The organism is Veillonella sp. 3310 (assembly GCF_003999875.1).
Taxonomy (GTDB): Bacteria; Bacillota; Negativicutes; order Veillonellales; family Veillonellaceae; genus F0422.
In genome coordinates this window covers 17,171-37,901 of sequence record NZ_RQVJ01000003.1, presented here as the reverse complement: position 1 = coordinate 37,901, position 20,731 = coordinate 17,171, and the positions used below count along the sequence as shown (strand labels likewise).

At 39.3% G+C, this 20,731-nt stretch carries 19 protein-coding genes; 3 read left to right on the top strand and 16 right to left on the bottom strand.

Features of this window, described 5'->3' with window-relative positions; genetic code table 11:
• Positions 1-41: 41 nt before the first annotated feature.
• The 6 genes from EO127_RS05170 to EO127_RS08725 form a co-directional block, all read right to left on the bottom strand.
• Complete coding sequence (locus EO127_RS05170; protein WP_240646016.1) at positions 42-1,205, bottom strand: ROK family transcriptional regulator; 1,164 nt, start codon at positions 1,203-1,205, stop codon at positions 42-44.
• 13 nt (positions 1,206-1,218) lie between these two features.
• Positions 1,219-2,373 carry a galactokinase gene (locus EO127_RS05165; RefSeq protein WP_127448289.1) on the bottom strand — a complete coding sequence of 385 codons (1,155 nt, stop codon included), beginning with the start codon at positions 2,371-2,373 and terminating at the stop codon, positions 1,219-1,221.
• A complete protein-coding gene (galT, locus tag EO127_RS05160; protein WP_127448288.1) occupies positions 2,366-3,352 on the bottom strand; it encodes a galactose-1-phosphate uridylyltransferase in 987 nt (328 codons plus the stop codon). The genes EO127_RS05165 and galT overlap by 8 nt, the downstream gene beginning before the upstream one ends.
• 482 nt (positions 3,353-3,834) lie before the next feature.
• Entirely contained in the window at positions 3,835-4,455 is a 621-nt protein-coding gene (locus EO127_RS05155; protein WP_126940502.1) for a 3'-5' exonuclease, read from the bottom strand.
• Positions 4,456-4,564: 109 nt separating this feature from the next.
• A complete protein-coding gene (locus EO127_RS05150) occupies positions 4,565-4,843 on the bottom strand; it encodes a glutaredoxin (RefSeq protein ID WP_127448287.1) in 279 nt (92 codons plus the stop codon).
• Between the two features lie 137 nt (positions 4,844-4,980).
• Positions 4,981-5,136, bottom strand: coding sequence for a hypothetical protein (locus EO127_RS08725; protein ID WP_156439333.1), 156 nt, complete (start codon positions 5,134-5,136; stop codon positions 4,981-4,983).
• Positions 5,137-5,417: 281 nt separating this feature from the next.
• On the opposite strand from EO127_RS08725, the gene EO127_RS05145 reads away from it, so the two are divergent.
• Positions 5,418-5,996 carry a TetR/AcrR family transcriptional regulator gene (locus EO127_RS05145; RefSeq protein WP_127448286.1) on the top strand — a complete coding sequence of 193 codons (579 nt, stop codon included), beginning with the start codon at positions 5,418-5,420 and terminating at the stop codon, positions 5,994-5,996.
• A gap of 201 nt (positions 5,997-6,197) precedes the next feature.
• On the opposite strand, the gene EO127_RS05140 is transcribed toward EO127_RS05145, so the two are convergent.
• The 9 genes from EO127_RS05140 to EO127_RS05100 all read right to left on the bottom strand — a co-directional run bounded on the left by EO127_RS05140 (position 6,198) and on the right by EO127_RS05100 (position 19,386).
• Positions 6,198-7,520, bottom strand: a complete 1,323-nt coding sequence (locus tag EO127_RS05140) for an MATE family efflux transporter (protein ID WP_127448285.1) — start codon at positions 7,518-7,520, stop codon at positions 6,198-6,200.
• Positions 7,521-7,701: 181 nt separating this feature from the next.
• Entirely contained in the window at positions 7,702-8,475 is a 774-nt protein-coding gene (locus EO127_RS05135) for an ABC transporter ATP-binding protein (protein ID WP_127448284.1), read from the bottom strand.
• Positions 8,468-9,259, bottom strand: coding sequence for an ABC transporter ATP-binding protein (locus EO127_RS05130; protein WP_127448283.1), 792 nt, complete (start codon positions 9,257-9,259; stop codon positions 8,468-8,470). The genes EO127_RS05135 and EO127_RS05130 overlap by 8 nt, the downstream gene beginning before the upstream one ends.
• A 110-nt stretch (positions 9,260-9,369) precedes the next feature.
• Positions 9,370-10,953, bottom strand: a complete 1,584-nt coding sequence (locus tag EO127_RS05125; protein WP_127448282.1) for an ABC transporter substrate-binding protein — start codon at positions 10,951-10,953, stop codon at positions 9,370-9,372.
• Positions 10,954-10,986: 33 nt separating this feature from the next.
• A complete protein-coding gene (gene nikC / locus EO127_RS05120) occupies positions 10,987-11,814 on the bottom strand; it encodes a nickel transporter permease (protein ID WP_127068386.1) in 828 nt (275 codons plus the stop codon).
• A gap of 1 nt (position 11,815) precedes the next feature.
• Positions 11,816-12,748 (bottom strand): nickel ABC transporter permease, encoded by a 933-nt coding sequence (nikB, locus tag EO127_RS05115; protein WP_127448281.1) that lies wholly within the window; start codon positions 12,746-12,748, stop codon positions 11,816-11,818.
• 546 nt (positions 12,749-13,294) lie between these two features.
• Complete coding sequence (locus EO127_RS05110) at positions 13,295-14,248, bottom strand: magnesium transporter CorA family protein (protein ID WP_127010992.1); 954 nt, start codon at positions 14,246-14,248, stop codon at positions 13,295-13,297.
• Positions 14,249-14,546: 298 nt separating this feature from the next.
• Positions 14,547-16,640, bottom strand: a complete 2,094-nt coding sequence (locus tag EO127_RS05105) for a heavy metal translocating P-type ATPase (protein WP_127448280.1) — start codon at positions 16,638-16,640, stop codon at positions 14,547-14,549.
• A gap of 652 nt (positions 16,641-17,292) precedes the next feature.
• Complete coding sequence (locus EO127_RS05100; RefSeq protein ID WP_127448279.1) at positions 17,293-19,386, bottom strand: heavy metal translocating P-type ATPase; 2,094 nt, start codon at positions 19,384-19,386, stop codon at positions 17,293-17,295.
• 327 nt (positions 19,387-19,713) lie between these two features.
• Between EO127_RS05100 and EO127_RS05095 the strand changes: the two genes are divergently transcribed.
• Together EO127_RS05095 and rhuM are read left to right on the top strand one after the other, a co-directional pair.
• Positions 19,714-20,079 carry a virulence RhuM family protein gene (locus tag EO127_RS05095; RefSeq protein WP_127448278.1) on the top strand — a complete coding sequence of 122 codons (366 nt, stop codon included), beginning with the start codon at positions 19,714-19,716 and terminating at the stop codon, positions 20,077-20,079.
• Positions 20,063-20,248: a RhuM family protein gene (gene rhuM / locus EO127_RS05090; protein WP_127448277.1), complete on the top strand. Its 186-nt coding sequence runs from the start codon at positions 20,063-20,065 to the stop codon at positions 20,246-20,248. The genes EO127_RS05095 and rhuM overlap by 17 nt, the downstream gene beginning before the upstream one ends.
• A gap of 130 nt (positions 20,249-20,378) precedes the next feature.
• On the opposite strand, the gene EO127_RS05085 is transcribed toward rhuM, so the two are convergent.
• Positions 20,379-20,543, bottom strand: coding sequence for a 4Fe-4S binding protein (locus EO127_RS05085; protein ID WP_127068391.1), 165 nt, complete (start codon positions 20,541-20,543; stop codon positions 20,379-20,381).
• Positions 20,544-20,731 lie beyond the last annotated feature (188 nt).

Here is a 20,731-nt window from a genome sequence, read left to right as displayed (position 1 = left end):
ATCCTATATACCTATAAGACTAGTCTTTCTAGTCGTGGTACCTACCGTAACCAAGCTTCTTCAGCTCGTTTCGCACTGACAATATCAATCATCCCTAGCAATGTATAATAGGAACCATTGCCGGAATATTCTAGATTAATCGTATGTGCTTTGTATGAATTGCGTTCTAATACGCCTCGAAGAATCGGATCCATCACACCCACTGCATTCCCCATAGCACTACTTAAAATAATCCGCTCTGGATTAAATAAGTTAGCTATATTGGCTAAGGCAATTCCTAAATAGTGACCTACTCGTGAAAGCGCCTCTAAACACACTTCATCACCTTCTACTGCGGCCTCATAAATAGGCTCTACCCGAAATGCTTTGCTCACAACCAATGGATTATCTTGTACCGATGTATATCGGCCTTTTTCCATTTGTTCTAATACATACGTATGAATCGATGTTTCTGATGCGATATCTTCCAAGCGCACTTCGTTGCCCGCTTCATCCAGTCGAATCACACCATATCCAATTTCACCGGCACTATCGTTGAATCCGCGATAGAGTTCACCGTGATAAATCAAGGATATACCCAGTCCATAACTGAATTTAAGGACTATGAGATTATCCATTTCCTTACCACTACCATAATAATATTCACCCGTCGATAAACAACGAACATCATTTTCTACAGAAACAGGCACATGGAATCGTTCTTCTAAGATATATTTAAAAGGAATATTATTCCACTTCCCATTTGGAGAATAAATGGAAATTCCTTTTCCAGAATCTACAGGGCCCCGTAAAATAAGCCCTATACTTTTTATCTTATACTCTTGTTTAAAGATATCCTGTATGCCTCGGTACATATGCTGCATAATTTCATCAGCACTGCAACCAATAATCGATGTTTCCTCTTGATGTAGGATTTGCCGTCCTACCGTAGCCACATAAAACACAATGGCATGTGTTCTTACATGAACGATAAGATAGGTTTCAATATCATGATTAAAGTCTAATAACATTGATGGGCGTCCCAATGCAGACCGTTCTTGACGATCTTCGTAGACCAATCCTTTACGAATTAAACTCGTACAAATATTAGTCACTGTGGGAGGCGTTATTTTTGTTTGTCTTGCAATCAATGCCTTTGATACGGGGCCATGACGCCTGATGTAATTCAAAATAATTTCATCATTGCTTATTTGTGGCTTTATCATGATTCTATCTCCTTTACAGCGAATACACCCCATCACCGATTTCTGCGATATATAGACTAGGGGTAACACCTATTTGTTTTTCGTACTCTTCCGGAATAGCTCTCATAAAAGCATCAACATTCTCATCTTTTACAAGGGCAATGGCACAACCACCAAAACCTGCACCTGTCATACGGGATGCAATACAGCCTTCTTGAGATCGCGCTAAATCAACAATCGTATCTAATTCTTTACCTGTTACTTCAAAATCAACCTGTAAAGATCTATGGGATTCATTCAAGCAATGTGCAATGCCTGTTAAATCAGCAGCTTCCAAAGCTTTCATAAAATCTAATACACGTAAATTTTCAGTGATAACGTGACGAGCTCGGCGTAGTAAGACATCATCTGAAATATATCCTAGATCATCCAATGTCGCCAATGATAAACCCGATACATCTTTGTGTTTACGGATAATCTCATGAGCCGCATCACATTGTCCTTTACGCTCATTAAATTTAGAATCCACAAGACCTCTTTGTTTATTCGTATTCATGATAACCAATGTATATCCATGCCAGTTTAATGGAACTAATTTGCGTTCCATTTTTGTACAATCTAACAATACACCATGGCCTTCTTTACCATGTGCAATAGCATACATATCCATGATGCCTACTTTTACACCTACGAAGTGGTATTCTACATGCATCGCCATTTTTGCCAGTTCCGTGCGGTCAATTGGGGTTAAACCCAATTCTGAAAGCAACATATACCCAGTTAAATCTAGCATACAAGCAGAAGAGGACAACCCTGCGCCAGCTGGTAAATTACCATTAAAATAAATGTCCATACCTGGCACTTTGTGACCCTTATCTTTTAAGAATTGAATCACACCTAAGGGATAATTAGCCCAATCGTGCTCAACATTATATTGGAAAGGTTCATTTACATCGACCACCACGGTTTTTTCCATATTATCGGAATGTAAACGTACCTTGCTATCTTCACGTAAACGAATGGCTCCGTAAATGCCCACTTTCAATGCTGCTGGGAACACATGACCACCATTGTAGTCCTGATGCTCGCCAATCACATTGACACGACCTGGAGCAAAATAACAATGCACATCTCCTGCGCCTTCACCAAAGAAGGACAGAAAACGCTGTTGTAATTCTTCTTTATTCATGTTCTTGTTCAACCTCACTATATAGTTTGCGTAATTCCGGCGCTGTTTCTTCTACGGCACTCGTATTCGCTGCTGCCCATGCCCCCATTTCAGAGGATGCATAGTATTTAATTTTATTGGCCTCTCTGAACGGAGGATAGAATTGAATATTAAAGTGATAATATTCTTCATGTCCTGCATATTCAGGGCTATTTACAGGATTTTGATGATATACCATCATATATGGGAATGGCATATTAAATAAACGATCAAAGGCTTCTGTTAATATTTTTAACATATGCGCTAAATCTTTGGTTTCTTGTTCCGTGCAATCTGTAATGTAGTTCATATGGCGCTTCGGCACTACAAATACACCATATGGATAATCTGTGAAGAATGGAATATAAGCTAAGAAAGAGTCATTTTCTCCCACAATACGGGCATCTTTTTCTTTCTCCACTTGATTCATTTTACAGAATAAGCATTCACCATGTTCATGATGATGGTCTTTCGCACTGTCTAACTCTACTTGTAATTTTTGTGGTACAAAGGAGTAGCCATACAATTGACCATGTGGATGTGGCATCGTTACACCTACCGCTTCGCCTTTATTTTCAAAAGGATAGATGTATTTGATTTTTTCATCCTTTGCTAATTCGCTATGACGCTCTTTAATAAGGTTTAGCAATTTAACAATATGTTCTTCCGATAATTCGTAAAATTTAGCAGTATGCTCTGGAGAATATAAGATAACTTCACATTTTCCATAGTTTTCTTGGCTTTTATAAAAGTCATTACCATCCTCATAAGGAGCCTCTGGCGTTTGCGTTAAGGCTGGAAAATCATTATCGTATTTCAACACATCATAATCTGCTGGGACTTTTTTGTTAATACCTGGGCAGAATGGGCACCAATCCTTTGGCATCGTTGGGCGTGCTTTACGGTTTGAAGCGACCATTGTCCAAGTCCGCAATAAAGGATTCCATCGTAATTCCGACATGGAATACCTCCAATCTATAGCTATATCATGTTAATAAATAAAGATAATTTTTTATATAGTTCTATTCTTTCATATTTTAAGATTTTTTTCAATACTTAATTAAATAATAAGTTATATGATTTACTCATAATTTAATCTTTTTTCATGTTTTTCCACTTTTTTGATACCCTATGATACAAAACAATGCCACATCCCCCTTCTCTCACTGCATTCTGAATGTTCGTTCAGGGGAATATGGCATTGTTTTTTCTTTATTTTGTCATATCAATATATATTTGAACTTCTGTAATACGGACAAATTATGAGTAAATCATATGGGGGCTTATTCAGAGAGGAGAAGTTACACTGTTGCTAGTATGACTAAATGTAATAACTATGTGGAGTACTCTTACTCATGTATAGATCTATTAAACACAGGTATCTATTAAAAGCTACATAAAATCCGCCTTACCTATAAAAGCCCTAGTAGATATTATGGCTCACTAGAAGAATGTATCTTGTGTGCCACTTTGTTTGACTTCCATTTGGGCTCGTCGTTCGTCGGTGATGAAAGAATCTGTTTTCATATTAATTACATGTAACAAGCCTCGCATGGAGTCTACGCCTTTTTCTTTGGCTGCTGCTATGGCTACTTTAGCGCATACTTCAGAGTCGTCCAGCGCGTTGTGATGGTTAAATTTGATACCTAAGAATCCACCTAAGGTATTCAACTTATGGTTCACCAAATCAGGCCATACTTTTCGGGTAATACGAACGGTACAAGTATATTCCAAATCAGGCCATTCAATATTGTAGTGGTCCAGTGTGGCTCGCAACACATCGATATCAAATTTTGCATTATGAGCCACCAATAGTTTCCCTTTTAAATGATTATTGTATATGGCAGGCCACAATTGGTCAAAGGTAGGTTTATTCAAAACTTCTTCTGGTTGGATACCATGGATACCGATAAACTCTTGGTTAAACTGCATCACTGGGGGCTTGATTAAGCTATAGCCACGTTTCGTAATTCGACCATCTTCCACGGTTACTACCGCTAAGGAAATAGCACTATTCTTACTTTCATTAGCCGTTTCAAAATCTAAGGCCACAAAATTTAACATATATCCTCCTCAGGCAAACTAAAAAATCTGCGACTATCTCAAGAAAAAAGCAGATGCATCCATAGCATCTGCTCTTATTATATAGTATTTTCAATGAAAGTAAAATCGATTATTGAATCGCTTTCTCGAACACAGCTTTGATTAAAGCTTTTGTTTGCTCGTAGCTTTCACCTGGTTGTGCTTCATATTGTTTATCCAAACCAAACCATAAGTTTGGATAGTATTCGTATGGATGTGTTTTGAACAATTCCACAGCATCTTGATCTTCTACCCAGTTAATTTTGATATCTTTGAAAGCAGGGTTTTCTACTTGCAACTCTTCAATAGCACGGAACGCGTTAGCGCAATATGGACAATGGTGTAAATGGAAACCTAAAATTTCTTTCATGGTATACTCCTTTCCTACAATCGATGTGTTATATCGAATTTATTCAATTATAAGACTAGTATACCACAAGGAAATTCATGTTACAACTAAAACAGTGCAATCTATCATTCCCTCTACAATACGTCAGCTTTTTTATACTATAAACCTGCTTGGTATTGCAATACTGTAATCCATGATGTATGAACCCAGCTAGGTACATCAAATGTAGTGTGTAACACAATAGCTAAAAACATAGCTCCTGTAATAATTGTCGTAGCAGTACTGCTTAACATTGCATCAATTCGTTCTAACATAAGAACACATCCTCTCTTATTTCTAATCTATATACAATTGATAGATTCCATAGGTATACAAACTAACAATGGAATCTTTCAATGTACCATTCTATAATATATCCACGTATACAAAGATATGAAACACTTTGTAACTTATGATATACTATTAGTATAGTGAAATTGAGAGATTTTACAAGAATCACTTTTTCTATTTTGTTATTTACGAAACATATATAGAAAAGTATCCAATATTGAACAAATATCTCATTTTGTCTGATTCATAACAGTAAGGAGGACCTATGGACAAACGACAAGTGAAAACTAGAAAAGCGATTTTCGACGCCTTTGTAAGGCTCTTAGAACATAAAAATTATAACTCTATCATTGTGCAAGATATTATCGATGAGGCTCTCATCGGTCGCAGCACATTTTACGCTCATTTTGAAACAAAAGAGGATTTATTAGAGGCTCTATGTCAAGAATTGTTCTCGCACATTATCGATACTGCCTCGGACTTTTCCCATGCTCATGGCTTATATAAAAACAGTCACATCAAGGAAGCCATCTTCCTTCACATCTTGCAGCATTTAGAGGATAACGACAATAATATTTTAGGTCTTCTTTCCTGTGAAAGTAACGAACTTTTTCTTCGACACTTTAAAAACAGTTTGAAAGAACTTATCCAAAGCCATTTCTTAAACAATCAAACTTGTCCTCACAATAATATCCCTCACGATTTTATTTCTAATCACATTGCCGGATCTTTTGTAGAAATGGTACTGTGGTGGTTAGAAAATGATCGTCAATACTCCATCGAAGATATGTCACGATACTTTTACCACATTACAGAACCATTGATTTTGGAACATCAACACTGATAATTGTACAGATACAATAAGGCGCTACCTTGAGCATACTCGCTCATCGGTAGCGCCTTTTTATAGTAACATCAACTGTATATGTTTTTAAATATCATTAAGATATTCTTTATGGCATATTGTGTGCCGCCTAGAATGTAAAATCTCAATCTACTATCGATTACGCTATTTTGTAAAACAGCAATTTTCATTAGAAACATATTAGACCGCTAAGGAAAACCGTTTCTTTGCCAATGGCAGGAACAACACTAAGATGATGGATTCTAATAGGTACGTAAGCACATAGGTCATCCACACGCCATCATTACCGAATGGAGGGATGAGCAATTCTTGCATGCCTACAAAGAAGACCACTGCAATGAACATCATGTTTCGAATAGATGCGGTTTGACCAATGCCATTATACATACCGTAGAGGAGTAAGCCTACGGCTGCACAAATAGGATAGAAGAGCAAATAATGAGAGTATTCCATAGCCATCGTATAAATCGCTGGTACCGAAGTCATAACCATAATTAAATCATTTCGGAATAGACCTAGTACAACTTCTACTATCACGACAAATACAGCTAAGCAGACTAAAGAAATTTTCAAAGTATCTTTCCAAAGCACCAAGTCTCGTTTGCCAAATGCTTTTCCTGTAAATACACTGACTCCGTTAGCCTGTCCATCTGTGAAGTATGCCATAATGAAAATAATCTCCAAAATCACCGCATTCGTCGCTAATACATCACTGCCCATAGCGCTGCCTGCTTTGGCAAACAAATTATTAATAGTCAGCAAGCACAAGGTCCGAAGCATAAGGTCCGTGTTGACTTTCATAATGGATAGAAATGGTTTCACCTGTTTCAACGTAGCCCATATCTGTTGTGTTAGATCTAATCGCTCACGCACTAAGTACATAGCCCCTAGTCCGACTAAGGACGCATAGATTTGAGAAATCAGAGAGGCCCAAGCCACACCTTTTACACCAAAATCAAAGCCAAACACAAAGAGGAAGGACAAAGCAATATTCAGCAAGTTCATGGAGATTTGCATAATCATAGTAGCACGAATCATCATCTGCCCCATGAGCCACCCTAAGGTGACGTAATTGACCAATACGAAAGGCGCGCCCCAGATTAAAATATCTGTATAGTCCGCCATCAAAGCAATCACCTCTGGATCGGGATGCATAAAGCTTGCATAGTAATCAAATATCCAAGGGTATCCCACGATAAAGGCTGCGCTAATCAGTAAGGCAATGATGAGAGGTCGGAAGAAACTTAAGGATGTACTTTCCTTCGATTGTGCCCCCAAAGCTTGTGCGGAAAATACCGTCGTTGCCACCCGCAAAAATCCAAAAAGCCAATACATATTGTTGAATAAGATAACCCCTAGTGCTACGGCAGCGATGTACATAGCATTATCCATATGTCCCATAATCGCAGTATTCACAGCCCCCAATAAAGGCTGGGTCACCGTAGAAATCATAAATGGAATTGTCACTTTTAAATAGTCTTTGTAGGTCAATCGTTCTTCCATCTTACCCTCACAAAAAAGAGGAGCCCCCTGAGGTGCTCCCCTTGAAACATTTTCATACACCATTTGATACAAACATTGTATCAAAGTTTGTTCATATAACACAAATATATCTTATTCATACAATTTGTGTTACGTTGCAAAACAATGTATTCAGCTATTGAAAAATACAACTACAAACCGATTAGCGATCTAAGTTATAGACAGCACTCAATAATTGTTTCGTATACGGATGCTGAGCTTCTGCTAAGGCATCTCCGTTCAGACGTTCCACTACTTCCCCTTTATACATGACCACAACTTTATGGCAGAATAAATGGACTAATGCCAAGTCGTGGCAGATAAATAAGTAGGTAATGCCTTTTTCTTTTTGCAGACGCACTAATAACTCAATAATCGTATCTTGCACAGATACGTCCAGAGCACTCGTCGCTTCATCACAAACAATGATTTCCGGCTCCAACGCCAAGGCTCTTGCGATAGCCACACGCTGACGTTGACCACCACTCATGTTATTTGGATAGCGGCCAGCAAAATCTTCAGGTAAATCAACCATTTGTAAAAGTTCACGAGCTTTTGCATCCACATCAGCTTTGTTAATCAATCCGAAATTGCGTAACGGTTCACAAATGATATCTCGCACTTTCATCTTCGGATTGAAAGCCGCCGTAGGATCTTGGAATACCATTTGAATATGACGATAATTTTGGCGCTTTTCTTCACCTTTCAATTTCGTAATATCTTTCCCACGGAAGATAACAGATCCAGATGTAGGTTCATGCATGTTCATGATGGTTTTCACCAAGGTGGATTTACCACAACCAGACTCCCCTACGATGGCTAAGGTTTCTCCTCGCTCTACATCAATGGAAATGCCATTACAAGCACGCAAGGTAGAACCGTCACCGAGAGGAAATTCTTTCACAATATCTTGAATTTGCATAATAATATCAGACATAGCGTTTTCCTCCGATTTCCGGCACTGCATCGAGTAATTGCTTCGTATAGTCCGCTTGTGGATTGCGAATCACTTCTTCTGCTGGACCATATTCCACCACAGCCCCTTGTTTCATGACTACAATTTTGTCAGACATATGCGCTGCGACCCCGATATTGTGCGTTACGATAATCATAGATGTTTTCTTTTCACGATTGATACGTAATAATTCTTCTACAATTTGTGCTTGCGTCGTTACGTCTAGAGCCGATGTAGGTTCATCCCCCAATAATAATTTCGGAGAGAATGTAATCGCCATGGCAATGCCTACACGTTGGCGCATACCACCACTGAGTTCAAATGGATAGGACTTCATAATCGCCTCTGGGTGTGGCAAATTTGTAAGTGCCAACATTTCGATAGCCTTCGCCTCTGCCTCTTGTTTCGACATAGTACTATGCAACTGAATAAATTCTACAAATTGCTTACCTATGGTTTGAATAGGGTTCATCATGTTACCACTATCTTGGAAGATCATAGCAATATGATTCCCCCGTAAATCCAACCAATCTTTTGTAGAAAATGCTAGCAAATCCTTTCCATCGAAGGTAATGCTTCCTTCCGATACGCGACCTGTATTAGGCAGCACTCCCAAAAGGGCACGGATAACGGTAGTCTTACCGCTACCAGATTCCCCTACGATGGAGACAATCTCCCCTTCTGCCAAATCCAAGTTAACCCCTGCAATAGTAGGGTTTGGATTGTTGCCGTAGGTAACAGCTAAATTTTTAATACTAAGTAACATAACTATCCTTTCTGCCTATTTTGTAACTACTGCACTGAAAGTTACTATCTTCATATATACAACAAGGGGAGGCCAAGTGCCTCCCGATTGTTGCGGACATCTGCAAAGGATTATTTTGCTGGTTTTACGTCTTTAGTCAACCAGTAGTAGTCTGTTGGGTACATTACTACATTTGTTAACCAAGTGTTATTAACGATATTTGTTTTAGGGTAACCTAAGAACAATGCAGCACCATCATTCAATAAGATTTGTTGTGCTTCGATAATTAAGCTTTGACGTTTAGATTTGTCGAATTCAACTGCCAATTGATCCATGATGGCATCATATTTAGGGTTGCTGTAACCAGAACCATTTTGAGGGTTTTCACCGTTTAAGTTAGTTTTCCAGTACCATTTTAAGAAGATTTCTGGGTCACCAGTGTTCGCTGTTACGATGTTGGAGATCAACAAGTCATAGTCGCCATCGATACCCATTTTGTCGATTAAGTTATAGTCAACGGACTCGATATTTACTTTGATACCGATTTTTTTCATGTCGGATTGTACAGCTTCTGCATAGATAGGAAGCTCTTGACGGCTATTGTATACTACGAAACGTACTTCTAAGTTTTTGCCATCTTTATCTACGTAACCATCTCCATCAGTATCTTTCCAACCTGCTTCCGCCAATAATTGTTTGGAACGCTCAGGATTATACGCATTAGGGTCTTTCAAGCCATCAAAACCATAATCCAAGCTTGGTGGAATTGGTGCTTTACCTGGAATGAAAGTGCCTTTTAACAATACTTTGTTGTAGGATTCACGGTCAGTACCGCTAATGAATGCAGCACGAACTTTTTCATCACCTAATACACCTTTTTGGTTAATACGAGCTAATACAGTACGTAAAGATGCGATTTCATCTACTTTGAATTTGCTGTCATTACGCATGGACTCAAGGTCGCCAGCGCCAATGTTAACAGCGAAGTCTACATCACCATTTTGCAATGCCAACGCACGAGTTGTCGGGTCATCGATAGATGGGATTTCTACTGTTTTAAAAGGAACTTCTCCATCCCAGTAGTTTTCATTCGCTTCTACGACTGCTTTTTCTTTCGTGAAAGATTTCACTTTGTACGGGCCAGTACCGATAGGGCCTTCTTTAGCGAAGTCACGGCCAGCTTTTTCAGCAGCTACATCTACGATGATGAATAATGGGTCAGCCAAGAAACCAGGCACGTTTGGATATGGTTTATCAGTAGTGATAATCAAATTTTGACCATCTGCTTTGATATCTGTGTATTTGAAGAATGTAGCGGCCCGTTTATTTTTCTCGAAGGCACGCTCAATGGATTCTTTTACTGCTTCTGCGGTCACTTTATTGCCATTGGAGAATTTCGCTTTGTCGTTAATTTTGAAAGTCCAAGTCAATTTATCTGCAGATACAGACCAACTTTCTGCCAACCAAGGTTGCGTGTTCATTTTTTCGTCGAATTTAGCTAATGTTTCGCCAATACCGTAACGCATAACTACCCAACCGAAATAGTTTTGTGTTGGCTCTAATGTGTCTGCAAAGTTTGTAACACCAAATTTTACTACACTTTTGTCAGCTGGGCCTGCATTATCGCTACTACAACCTGCAATCACGCCTAATGCCGCTACTGCCATAACACCAAATGTAGCATTACGAAGCCATTTTTTCCAACTTTGTTTCATCTTAAGTTCCTTTCTACAAAACTTACTACGCTATTAATGTGAATCTGTACTACGTGGATCTAGAATATCCCGTAGTGAATCTCCCCATAAATTGAAGATGGTAACCACAATGAAAATGGCCATCCCTGGATATAACATCAATTCTGGAGACGATAAAATATATTGACGGTTCTCATTGAGCATTAAGCCCCATTCTGGCGTTGGCGGCTGTGCACCAAATCCCAAGAAGGAAAGTCCCGCAATTTCCATCATCATAGTACCGATATCCATCGCCCCTGTAATGACAATCAAAGGCAATACATTCGGTAAAATGTGGCGCCATAAAATGGTCATTTGTTTTGTTCCATTCACTCTGGCTGCCGCTATAAAGTCATTATGGCGAAGTTTAATCACCGCAGACCGTATCAATCGTGCATACTTAGCCCAGCTCACCACAACGAGAGCCAAGATCGCATTGATGGCACTACCACCCAAGATACCGGCAATGGCAATGGCCAATACCACCCCTGGGAAAGATAACATAATATCTGTAAAGCGCATCAATACCAGCTCTACTTTACCTCCAAAGAAACCAGACAAAATCCCTACTACTGTACCAACAACAGCGGTTAAGATAACAAGGATGATGGTCATGAACAAGGAAGTTTGTGTGCCGTAAATAATACGAGAAAACGTATCACGTCCCAATTTATCTGTCCCCATTAAATGCTGTGCAGACGGTTTTAAGAAAGCTTTTGACATATCTGCATTGAACGCATCATGCGGTGTGATATAGGGAGCAAATATAGCAATTCCTACTACGATAGCCACTAAAAGGGAGTAGAAAGAAAAGCGCTTGTGTTGCAGAATAAATTCTTTCATCTTATCCCCTCGCTTTCAATCGTGGATCTAATATAGAGTAGGACAGGTCTACCAAGAAGTTGATAGCTGTATAGATGAGGGCTACCCACAATACAAAGCCCTCGATGAGTGGATAGTCACGCATAGCAATGGCATAGACCGCCATTTTACCCATCCCTGGCCAAGAGAATACGATTTCGATAACCGCAGCCCCTGCTAAGAGCCAACCGATACCCATACCCATGATGGTAATCAAAGGTAATAAGGCATTTGGTAAGACATGTTTCCATAAAATTTGAGATTCACTCATGCCACGAGCTCTGGCACCCATCACGTAGTCTTGGTGCAATTCTTCGATGATCACCGTCCGTACTTGGCGTGTAAACTTGGCAGCCATCACTAGTGACAATGTGATAGCCGGTAAAATGAGTGCTTTGAAGCTAATCACAGAGGTCGCAATCGGTACCCAGTGCAATTTCAGTCCGAAGATATATAGCAGCAGCATACCTAACCAGAAACTTGGCATGGACACATTAATGAATGCGAAGAATCGAATAATAAAGTCTGGTAGCTTATTGGCTTTTACCGCCGAATAAATCCCTAATGGAATCGACAGCAACACATTCAACAAGAATGCTGACACTGCTAATAAAGCTGTACCGCCCAAGCCTTCCAATAATTTGTCAGTCACTGGTTTTTTCCCTGAATAGGACGTTCCTAGATCACCTTGTACAGCACCTGATACCCATCGCACATACTGTTCCATAAATGGACGATCCAAGCCCATCTCTTTTCGTGTAGCATCAATCATTTCCTGTGACACAATGGTGTCTCCTGCTTCCAATACCATCAAAGCTGGATCACCAGGAGCAATGTAGGTCAAGCAAAACGTCAAAAACGTAACCCCAATTAATGTGATTAACAGTTGTGACACCTTACTCAGTATAGTTTTCAATCATCCACATCCCTTCTAAATAGACTTTGGGCCTACCCTCTACCGCTATGAAACATCAAGTCATAAAAAAAGCCACCTTTGAGGTGGATCTGCTACACAAAGTCAGCAAGGGCTACAGCTTAGACAACCTTGCTCCATCTTGCCCATAACCCTATACAACTTTTAGCAATATCTCCCCCAAAATATTCTTCCCTTATTTAAGGTATTCATAGTCAATATCTACGCCCAACTATATTATAGATATTACATAAATATGTTAATTTCTTTTATCAAAAAAGTCAAATGACTAATGTGAATATTGCAAGACACGGAATGCATACTTGTTTGAAAGTGTACATTTCTAGCTATTTATCTGTGATTTATATCATTTTAAATCATTATTTTTACACAAATTGAAAAATATCTATATAGTAATTTTATTCATTTTGTATAATATTCATGACTTTTAAAGATAGATATAAGAAACTTTCATAATTAACCTGAATCGTGACATAAGAAAACACACCCCCGGGAGTCCCCTTAGGTGTGTTCCATTTTACTATGCAATTAAAAGAAATCGTTTTTCCAAAGCCAATAGCCTGCCAGCGCTGCAAAGCTTATGCCAATACCAATCACATACTCAAAGCCATATTCCGTATCAGCAAATGGTACCGGTACATTGATACCCCACAAGCTAAAGATGGCCGTTGGTACCGCTAGCATAATTGTCATGGCTGCCAATAATTTCATAACTAAGTTTAAATTGTTAGAAATAATGGATGTAAAGGCATTCATCATATTCATCAAAATATTAGAATACATTTCAACCATTTCCACAGCCTGCTTGTTCTCAATGATCACATCTTCTAATAGATCCTCATCTTCTTCATAGATTTTCAACAAATAGCGTACATCATCATGACGACGAATGCGCAAAATACGTTCCATTACCGTACCATTACCACGCAGTGCAGAGGTAAAATAGGTCATGGATTTTTGTAATTCCAACAATTGGAACAAATCTTTATTCCGTGTCGTATGTCGTAATGTTTTTTCAATGTCATCCGTACGGCGGTCGATTTGTTGTAAGTATCGCAAATATAGTACCGCTGTGCGATACATGATTTGGAACAGAAATCTTGTCTTTTTAAAAGTATAGAAGGTTGGCATTTGATTGCTCAAGAACGGATAGAGCACTTCTGCTTCTTCTAAACAGATGGTAATAAAGAAATCTTCTGTCACAAATACACCCAAAGGTACTGCATCATATACATCAGAACCACGCAGTACTGGAATGTTAATAACGACGAAAATGTATTCATCTTCAATTTCTACGTGAGACCGTTCTTCCGTATCCAAAGCTGCTTTCAGTACATCCGTTGGAATCTGTGTCATCATATTGACGATAGCCAACTCATCGGGGTCTGGGTTCACCAAATTTATCCATGAACCTTTTGTCGCATCTTGTACAGTGGAATCCGTAAATAGCTCCCCCTCTACGTGTTTGTGTACCGTTAACATGTGACACCTCCTTAACGTCTTAATAACCCTACCCTTTATCTTAATCAATCAACGTCAATTCGTCAATTTTTTTATGATTTATTATGAAAGTTTCTAACAATATTTCTATTTCCCCTCCCTCAATGTATAGGAGTACATACATACCTTTACACAACAAAAAGGACCTAGCTCACTTGCTAAGTCCTCTTTGTTGTGTATAGTTGTTATGAGTGATATGCCTTGTATAACTACAAGGAGGGAAGATATCACGATCCTCCTGCTACATAGTAGGGCGTACATGCTAGCAGGAGAGCATGTCTTACTTACTGTAGAAAATACGGATAGAGTTCAAGATACAAAGAATGGATACCCCTGTATCTGCAAAGATAGCTACCCACATATTTGCAAAACCAAATACACCTGCTACCATAACGATGATTTTCACAGCTATGGCAAAGAAAATATTTTGCCATGCAATGGATAATGTACGGTCTGCAATGCTCAAAGAACGCCATACAGAATCTAGGTTAGAGTTCATGTACACTACGTCTGCCGCTTCGATAGCAGAGTCTGCACCACTACCCATAGCACCACCTACATCGGCACCAGTTAATACAGGCGCATCGTTGATGCCGTCACCTACGAACATGACAGAACCATGATCATTACGTAGAGACTGTACCACTTCTAATTTATCTTGTGGTAATAACTCAGCACGTACTCCTTGAATACCTACTTGTTGAGCAATGTACTTCGCACTAGCTGCCACATCACCTGTAAGCATCACTGTTTGATATCCTTTGCCGTTCATGCGACGAATGGCTTCCTTAGAATCAGCTTTTAAAGCGTCAGCGATGATGATACGGCCTACGTATTGACCGTCAACAGCTACGAATACTTCACTACCATACACATAATCAATCAATGGCGTTGCAATATTTTCTTTCGCCAACAAACGACCATTGCCGACTAATACAGTATGACCTTCTACGGTGCCTACCATGCCGTGACCGGAAATTTCTTTTACATCCTTGGCTGTAGTAAACTCTACCCCTCTACGTTTTACTTCTTCTACGATAGACATCGCAATTGGGTGTGTAGATACGGCTTCTAAGGCTGCTGCATATTCCAACACTTCGTTTTCTGTATAGCCACTAGCTACTTCTACTGTTTGTACGTTGAAAGTACCAGTTGTGATGGTACCAGTTTTATCAAATGCAATAGCTTTCACACGGCTCATAGCCTCGATTGCTTTACCACCTTTGAATAAGATACCTTGTCGAGAACCAGCACCAATGCCAGAGAAGAATGCCAATGGCACAGATAATACTAAGGCGCATGGACAAGATACTACTAAGAATGTTAAAGCTGTGTAAATCCAATATTGCCATTCTCCTGTGAATAGAGGAGGTACTATGGCAACGATAATCGCCAATGCCACTACGATTGGCGTATATACGCGAGAGAAACGAGTAATGAATCGGTCGATTTTTGGTTTCGATGCCGCTGCATTTTCCACAGCGTCTAGAATACGCATAACCATGGAATCTTTTAATTCATGTGTCACTTCTAAGACAATGCGTCCATCCACATTGATACAACCAGACATCACTTCAGTACCTACTGTAGCACTTACAGGTACAGGTTCCCCTGTCACCGCTGCTGTATCGATGCGCGTGGTCCCTTCTACTACACGACCATCCAATGGAATACGGTCCCCAGGACGAATTTCGATATGAGATCCTACTTGTACATCTTCTGGATTCACCACATGCACACTGCCGTCACAAACGATTAAACGTACTTCTTCTGGACGAAGATCTACTGCATCCATTACGGCATTACGGCTGCGTTCTGTAGCACGTTCTTCAAAATAAATCCCTACTTGGAAGAACAACATAACGCCTACAGCCTCTGCGTATTCACCAATGATTAAAGCACCGATGGTAGCAATAGACATCAAGAAGTTTTCATCAAAGAATTTGCCTTTCATGCCATTTTTAATAGCAGCCCATACAATACGCCAACCTAATACAACAAAGGTTACCAGCAACAATGGTATCATATATTGATCTGGTACCCAATCCGTAAGCTCTGCTACTGCCATCACGATGGCTCCGACGATTATGGCAGATAAGCTTGCGTTATGCTCATGGTCATGGTCATCTTGCTTTGCTTTTTTCGCTACTCGTACAAATGGTACAACTACCACACCATCCTCCGTAGCATCACAAACCGCTTGGATTTGTTCTTGCAAAACATCCGTATCTTCTACGGTAGATGTAATACGCAATTGTTTCGTACCAATTGTGAAAGTCGCTGCCGACACAGATTCTAGTTGAATTAATTTTTCTTCAATGACACTAGCGCAATTTGCACAGTTCAAATTTTGTAATGTAAAAATGCGTTCCATAGTAACTCCTTTTTATTGATATATTACATATATTTTGTACTTGAGTATTCATTCATACATTTATTATATCTACAAAATTCTATTTTGTCAACATATGATTACATATTCATTTATTTTTTTATCTCCCTAGTTTTATCTCATTTCGATAATAAAAAAGCACCCTAGTACTTAGAGCGCTGTATGCGGATTCGAACCGCATCTTTATAACAATATGTTATCGTCGTGCCAGTAGACCAACAGCGATTTTTTATTTATTCTATTATCTTATAGATTTAATAGACTTGCAAATAAATCGTTTTTATAACCAAATCTACCAATCAGGACAAGAAAATATTTCAACTAACGTTTTATTTAAAGACGAAACATTTTGGATGACACAAAACGATAAATTACTTCTAAAGCAACACAAGTAGATCTATACACAAAAGCCAGCAGTCCCTATGTTCTGCTGGCTTTCAGGGTTATAGGACAAAATGAGTTGGTAGACTATGTCCCTACACGACAAAGAGGACTTAGCCTAATGGCCAAGTCCTCTTCGCTGTATAGTTGTTATGTAGTGATATATACCTTGTATAACTACAAAAAAAGGGGGAAGATATCACAATGCCTCCCGCTACATAGTTGGACGTACATGCTAGTAGGAGGACGTATATTATTTACTGTAGAAAATACGGACAGAGTTAAAGATGCAAAGAATGGATACCCCTGTATCTGCAAAAACTGCCACCCACATATTTGCAAAGCCAAATACACCAGCCACCATAACGATAATTTTTACAGCAATAGCGAAGAAAATATTTTGCCATGCAATGGACAAGGTACGTTCTGCAATACTTAAGGAACGCCATACGGAATCTAGGTTAGAGTTCATGTATACTACATCTGCTGCTTCGATGGCAGAATCTGCACCACTACCCATAGCCCCGCCTACATCAGCACCTGTCAACACAGGCGCGTCATTGATACCATCACCTACGAACATGACAGAGCCATAGTCATTACGAAGAGATTGGACAACCTCCAGTTTATCTTGTGGTAACAACTCGGCACGCACACCTTGGATACCTACTTCTTGGGCAATATGGTTCGCACTGGATGCCACATCACCTGTGAGCATCACTGTATGATATCCTTTTCCATTCATACGACGGATAGCCTCTTTAGAATCTGCTTTCACAGCATCGGCAATGACGATACGACCTATATATTGACCATCAATAGCTACGAATACTTCACTACCATATACATGTTCAATAGTTGGTACCGTTACATGTTCTGTTTCTAATAAACGACCATTACCAACCAATACGGTATGGCCTTCTACAATGCCTACCATACCATGACCAGAGATTTCTTTTACATCCTTAGCCGTATTAAACTCTACTCCTCTACGCTGTACTTCTTCTACAATGGACATAGCAATCGGGTGTGTAGAACCAGCTTCTAGAGCCGCTGCATATTGCAACACTTCATTATCTGTATAAGTACCAGCTACTTCTACTGTTTGTACGTTGAAAGTACCTGTTGTGATAGTACCAGTTTTGTCGAAAGCAATCGCTTTCACACGACTCATAGCCTCGATCGCTTTACCACCTTTGAACAAGATACCTTGTTTAGAACCAGCACCGATACCAGAGAAGAATGCCAAAGGCACAGACAATACAAGAGCACATGGGCAAGACACTACTAAGAATGTTAACGCTGTATAAATCCAATATTGCCATTCTCCTGTGAATAGAGGAGGTACTACGGCAACGATAATCGCCAATGCCACTACGATTGGAGTATATACGCGAGAGAAACGAGTAATGAAACGATCAATCTTTGGTTTCGATGCCGCTGCATGTTCTACAGCATCAAGAATGCGCATAACCATGGAATCTTTTAATTCATGCGTTACTTCTAAGACAATACGCCCATCCACATTGATGCACCCAGACATCACTTCTGTACCTACGGTAGCGCTCACTGGAACTGGTTCACCAGTTACCGCTGCTGTATCGATACGCGTAGTACCTTCTACTATACGACCATCCAATGGAATACGATCACCAGGACGAATTTCGATATGAGACCCTACTTGTACATCTTCTGGATTCACCACCTGCACGCTACCATCACAAACGATTAAACGCACTTCTTCTGGACGAAGATCCACTGCATCCATAACCGCATTACGACTGCGTTCTGTAGCACGTTCCTCAAAATAAATACCCATTTGGAAGAACAACATAACCCAAACAGCCTCTACATATTCACCGATGATTAACGCACCAATAGTAGCAACAGACATCAAGAAGTTTTCATCGAATAATTTACCTTTCATAACATTTTTAATCGCTGCCCATGCAATGCGCCAACCTAGTACAATAAAGGTTACAATTAATAATGGGGTCAGGTATTGCTCTGGCACCCAATTTGTAAACTCTGCTACCACTATCACGATAGCGCCTATAATAATCCCCGTTAAACTAGAATTATGCTCATGGTCATCCTCTACTTGTTGTGCTTTTTTAGGTGCACGCACAAATGGTACCACTACTACGCCATCTTCCGTAGCATCGCACACCGCTTGGATTTGATCTCGTAACATATCTGTATCTTCTATACTAGAGGTAATGCGCAATTGCTGGGTGCCAAGCGTGAAAGTTGCTGCTGACACAGATTCTAGTTGATTTAATTTTGTTTCAATCACGCTAGCGCAATTGGCACAATTCAAATTTTGTAGTTTAAAAATGCGTTCCATCGTATCTCCTTATGAATTATAATATAAAAGCACCCTATAAACTAAAGTGCTAAAAAGTGCTGTATACTGATTTGAACCGCACCTTTATAACAATATGCTATCATCGTGCCAGTAGACCAACAGCGATTTTTTATTTACTCTATTATCCCATAGATTTAATAGATTTTCAATATCACTCTACCCCCTAATACTTTAGATATCTCTGCCTCTATATAAATGTTATCCCATTTCTTCTTGACTTTGCCCCTCTTATAAGATGTAATCATCTACCAATCAGGACAAGAAAATATTTCTACCAATGTTCTATTTAAAGACGAAATATTTTGGATGACACAAAAAGATATGGCGACGTTATTTTCCGTCCAAGTACCAGCTATCAACAAGCATTTAAAAAATATCTTTGCTGAACAAGAGCTCTCAGAAAATTCAGTTATTTCCAAAATGGAAATAACTGCCAGAGATGGAAAAATCTATAGCACTAACTTCTACAACCTAGACGCCATCATCGCTGTTGGCTACCGTGTAAACTCAAAAGAAGCTACACAATTCCGTATTTGGGCTACCAAGGTATTGCGTGAATATATTGTGAAAGGTTTTGCCCTTAATGACGATATGTTAAAGAACGGAACTCCCTTCGGTCAAAACTATTTCAAAGAACTCGAAACATACTTTCACCATGAAAGCCTTTGCTGAAAGCGTAGATAAATTCCTATCTTTCAACGAATACGAAGTGCTCACTAATAAAGGGCATATATCAAAACTACAAGCTGATAAGAAAGCAGTTACTGAGTATAAAGAATTTAATCGTACGCAGAAAGTATTCTCTGATTTTGACAGAATCATACACAAGCAAAACGAGTAACATGATGAGAGCCTCAAAAAGGTTGAGCAACGGTTGAGCAACCGAATCGAAAACGCCTAAAATTAGAGTAAATAGAAAACGAGAAAACCCCGTAAACACGTATGTTTACGGGGTTTTTTATTAGCTTAAATTATTCAGCTGTGATTGTTGCTACTGGGCAAACGGATTCGCAAGAACCGCAATCAATGCAAGTTTCATTGATTTCGTATTTAACTTCGCCTTCAGCAATTGCTCCTACTGGACAAACAGAAGCACAAGAACCACATTTAATGCATGCATCACCAATAACGCGCATGAGACACCTCCATAAAAAATAGAAATTCGCTAACTTTATGATTATCATTTACTAAGGTACTTACCTTTTTTACATTCTCATTATTGCACGTTTTTTTTGTCTTGTCAAATACTTGTCTATACTTTTTGTATCCAATTTTTACAATTGATGTTGCATTTTTTGTATCGCTGAACCTATATATTACGCTA

Coding starts and splice junctions, on each gene's coding strand:
- EO127_RS05135 (WP_127448284.1), bottom strand. CDS start 8,475: ATGTCTGATATTATTATGCAAATTCAAGATATTGTGAAAGAATTTCCT.
- EO127_RS05095 (WP_127448278.1), top strand. CDS start 19,714: ATGACACAAAAAGATATGGCGACGTTATTTTCCGTCCAAGTACCAGCT.
- EO127_RS05145 (WP_127448286.1), top strand. CDS start 5,418: ATGGACAAACGACAAGTGAAAACTAGAAAAGCGATTTTCGACGCCTTT.
- EO127_RS05105 (WP_127448280.1), bottom strand. CDS start 16,640: ATGGAACGCATTTTTACATTACAAAATTTGAACTGTGCAAATTGCGCT.
- EO127_RS05110 (WP_127010992.1), bottom strand. CDS start 14,248: ATGTTAACGGTACACAAACACGTAGAGGGGGAGCTATTTACGGATTCC.
- nikC (WP_127068386.1), bottom strand. CDS start 11,814: ATGAAAGAATTTATTCTGCAACACAAGCGCTTTTCTTTCTACTCCCTT.
- EO127_RS05170 (WP_240646016.1), bottom strand. CDS start 1,205: ATGATAAAGCCACAAATAAGCAATGATGAAATTATTTTGAATTACATC.
- rhuM (WP_127448277.1), top strand. CDS start 20,063: ATGAAAGCCTTTGCTGAAAGCGTAGATAAATTCCTATCTTTCAACGAA.
- EO127_RS05140 (WP_127448285.1), bottom strand. CDS start 7,520: ATGGAAGAACGATTGACCTACAAAGACTATTTAAAAGTGACAATTCCA.
- EO127_RS08725 (WP_156439333.1), bottom strand. CDS start 5,136: ATGTTAGAACGAATTGATGCAATGTTAAGCAGTACTGCTACGACAATT.
- EO127_RS05085 (WP_127068391.1), bottom strand. CDS start 20,543: ATGCGCGTTATTGGTGATGCATGCATTAAATGTGGTTCTTGTGCTTCT.
- EO127_RS05155 (WP_126940502.1), bottom strand. CDS start 4,455: ATGTTAAATTTTGTGGCCTTAGATTTTGAAACGGCTAATGAAAGTAAG.
- EO127_RS05150 (WP_127448287.1), bottom strand. CDS start 4,843: ATGAAAGAAATTTTAGGTTTCCATTTACACCATTGTCCATATTGCGCT.
- EO127_RS05125 (WP_127448282.1), bottom strand. CDS start 10,953: ATGAAACAAAGTTGGAAAAAATGGCTTCGTAATGCTACATTTGGTGTT.
- galT (WP_127448288.1), bottom strand. CDS start 3,352: ATGTCGGAATTACGATGGAATCCTTTATTGCGGACTTGGACAATGGTC.
- EO127_RS05165 (WP_127448289.1), bottom strand. CDS start 2,373: ATGAATAAAGAAGAATTACAACAGCGTTTTCTGTCCTTCTTTGGTGAA.
- EO127_RS05130 (WP_127448283.1), bottom strand. CDS start 9,259: ATGTTACTTAGTATTAAAAATTTAGCTGTTACCTACGGCAACAATCCA.
- EO127_RS05100 (WP_127448279.1), bottom strand. CDS start 19,386: ATGGAACGCATTTTTAAACTACAAAATTTGAATTGTGCCAATTGCGCT.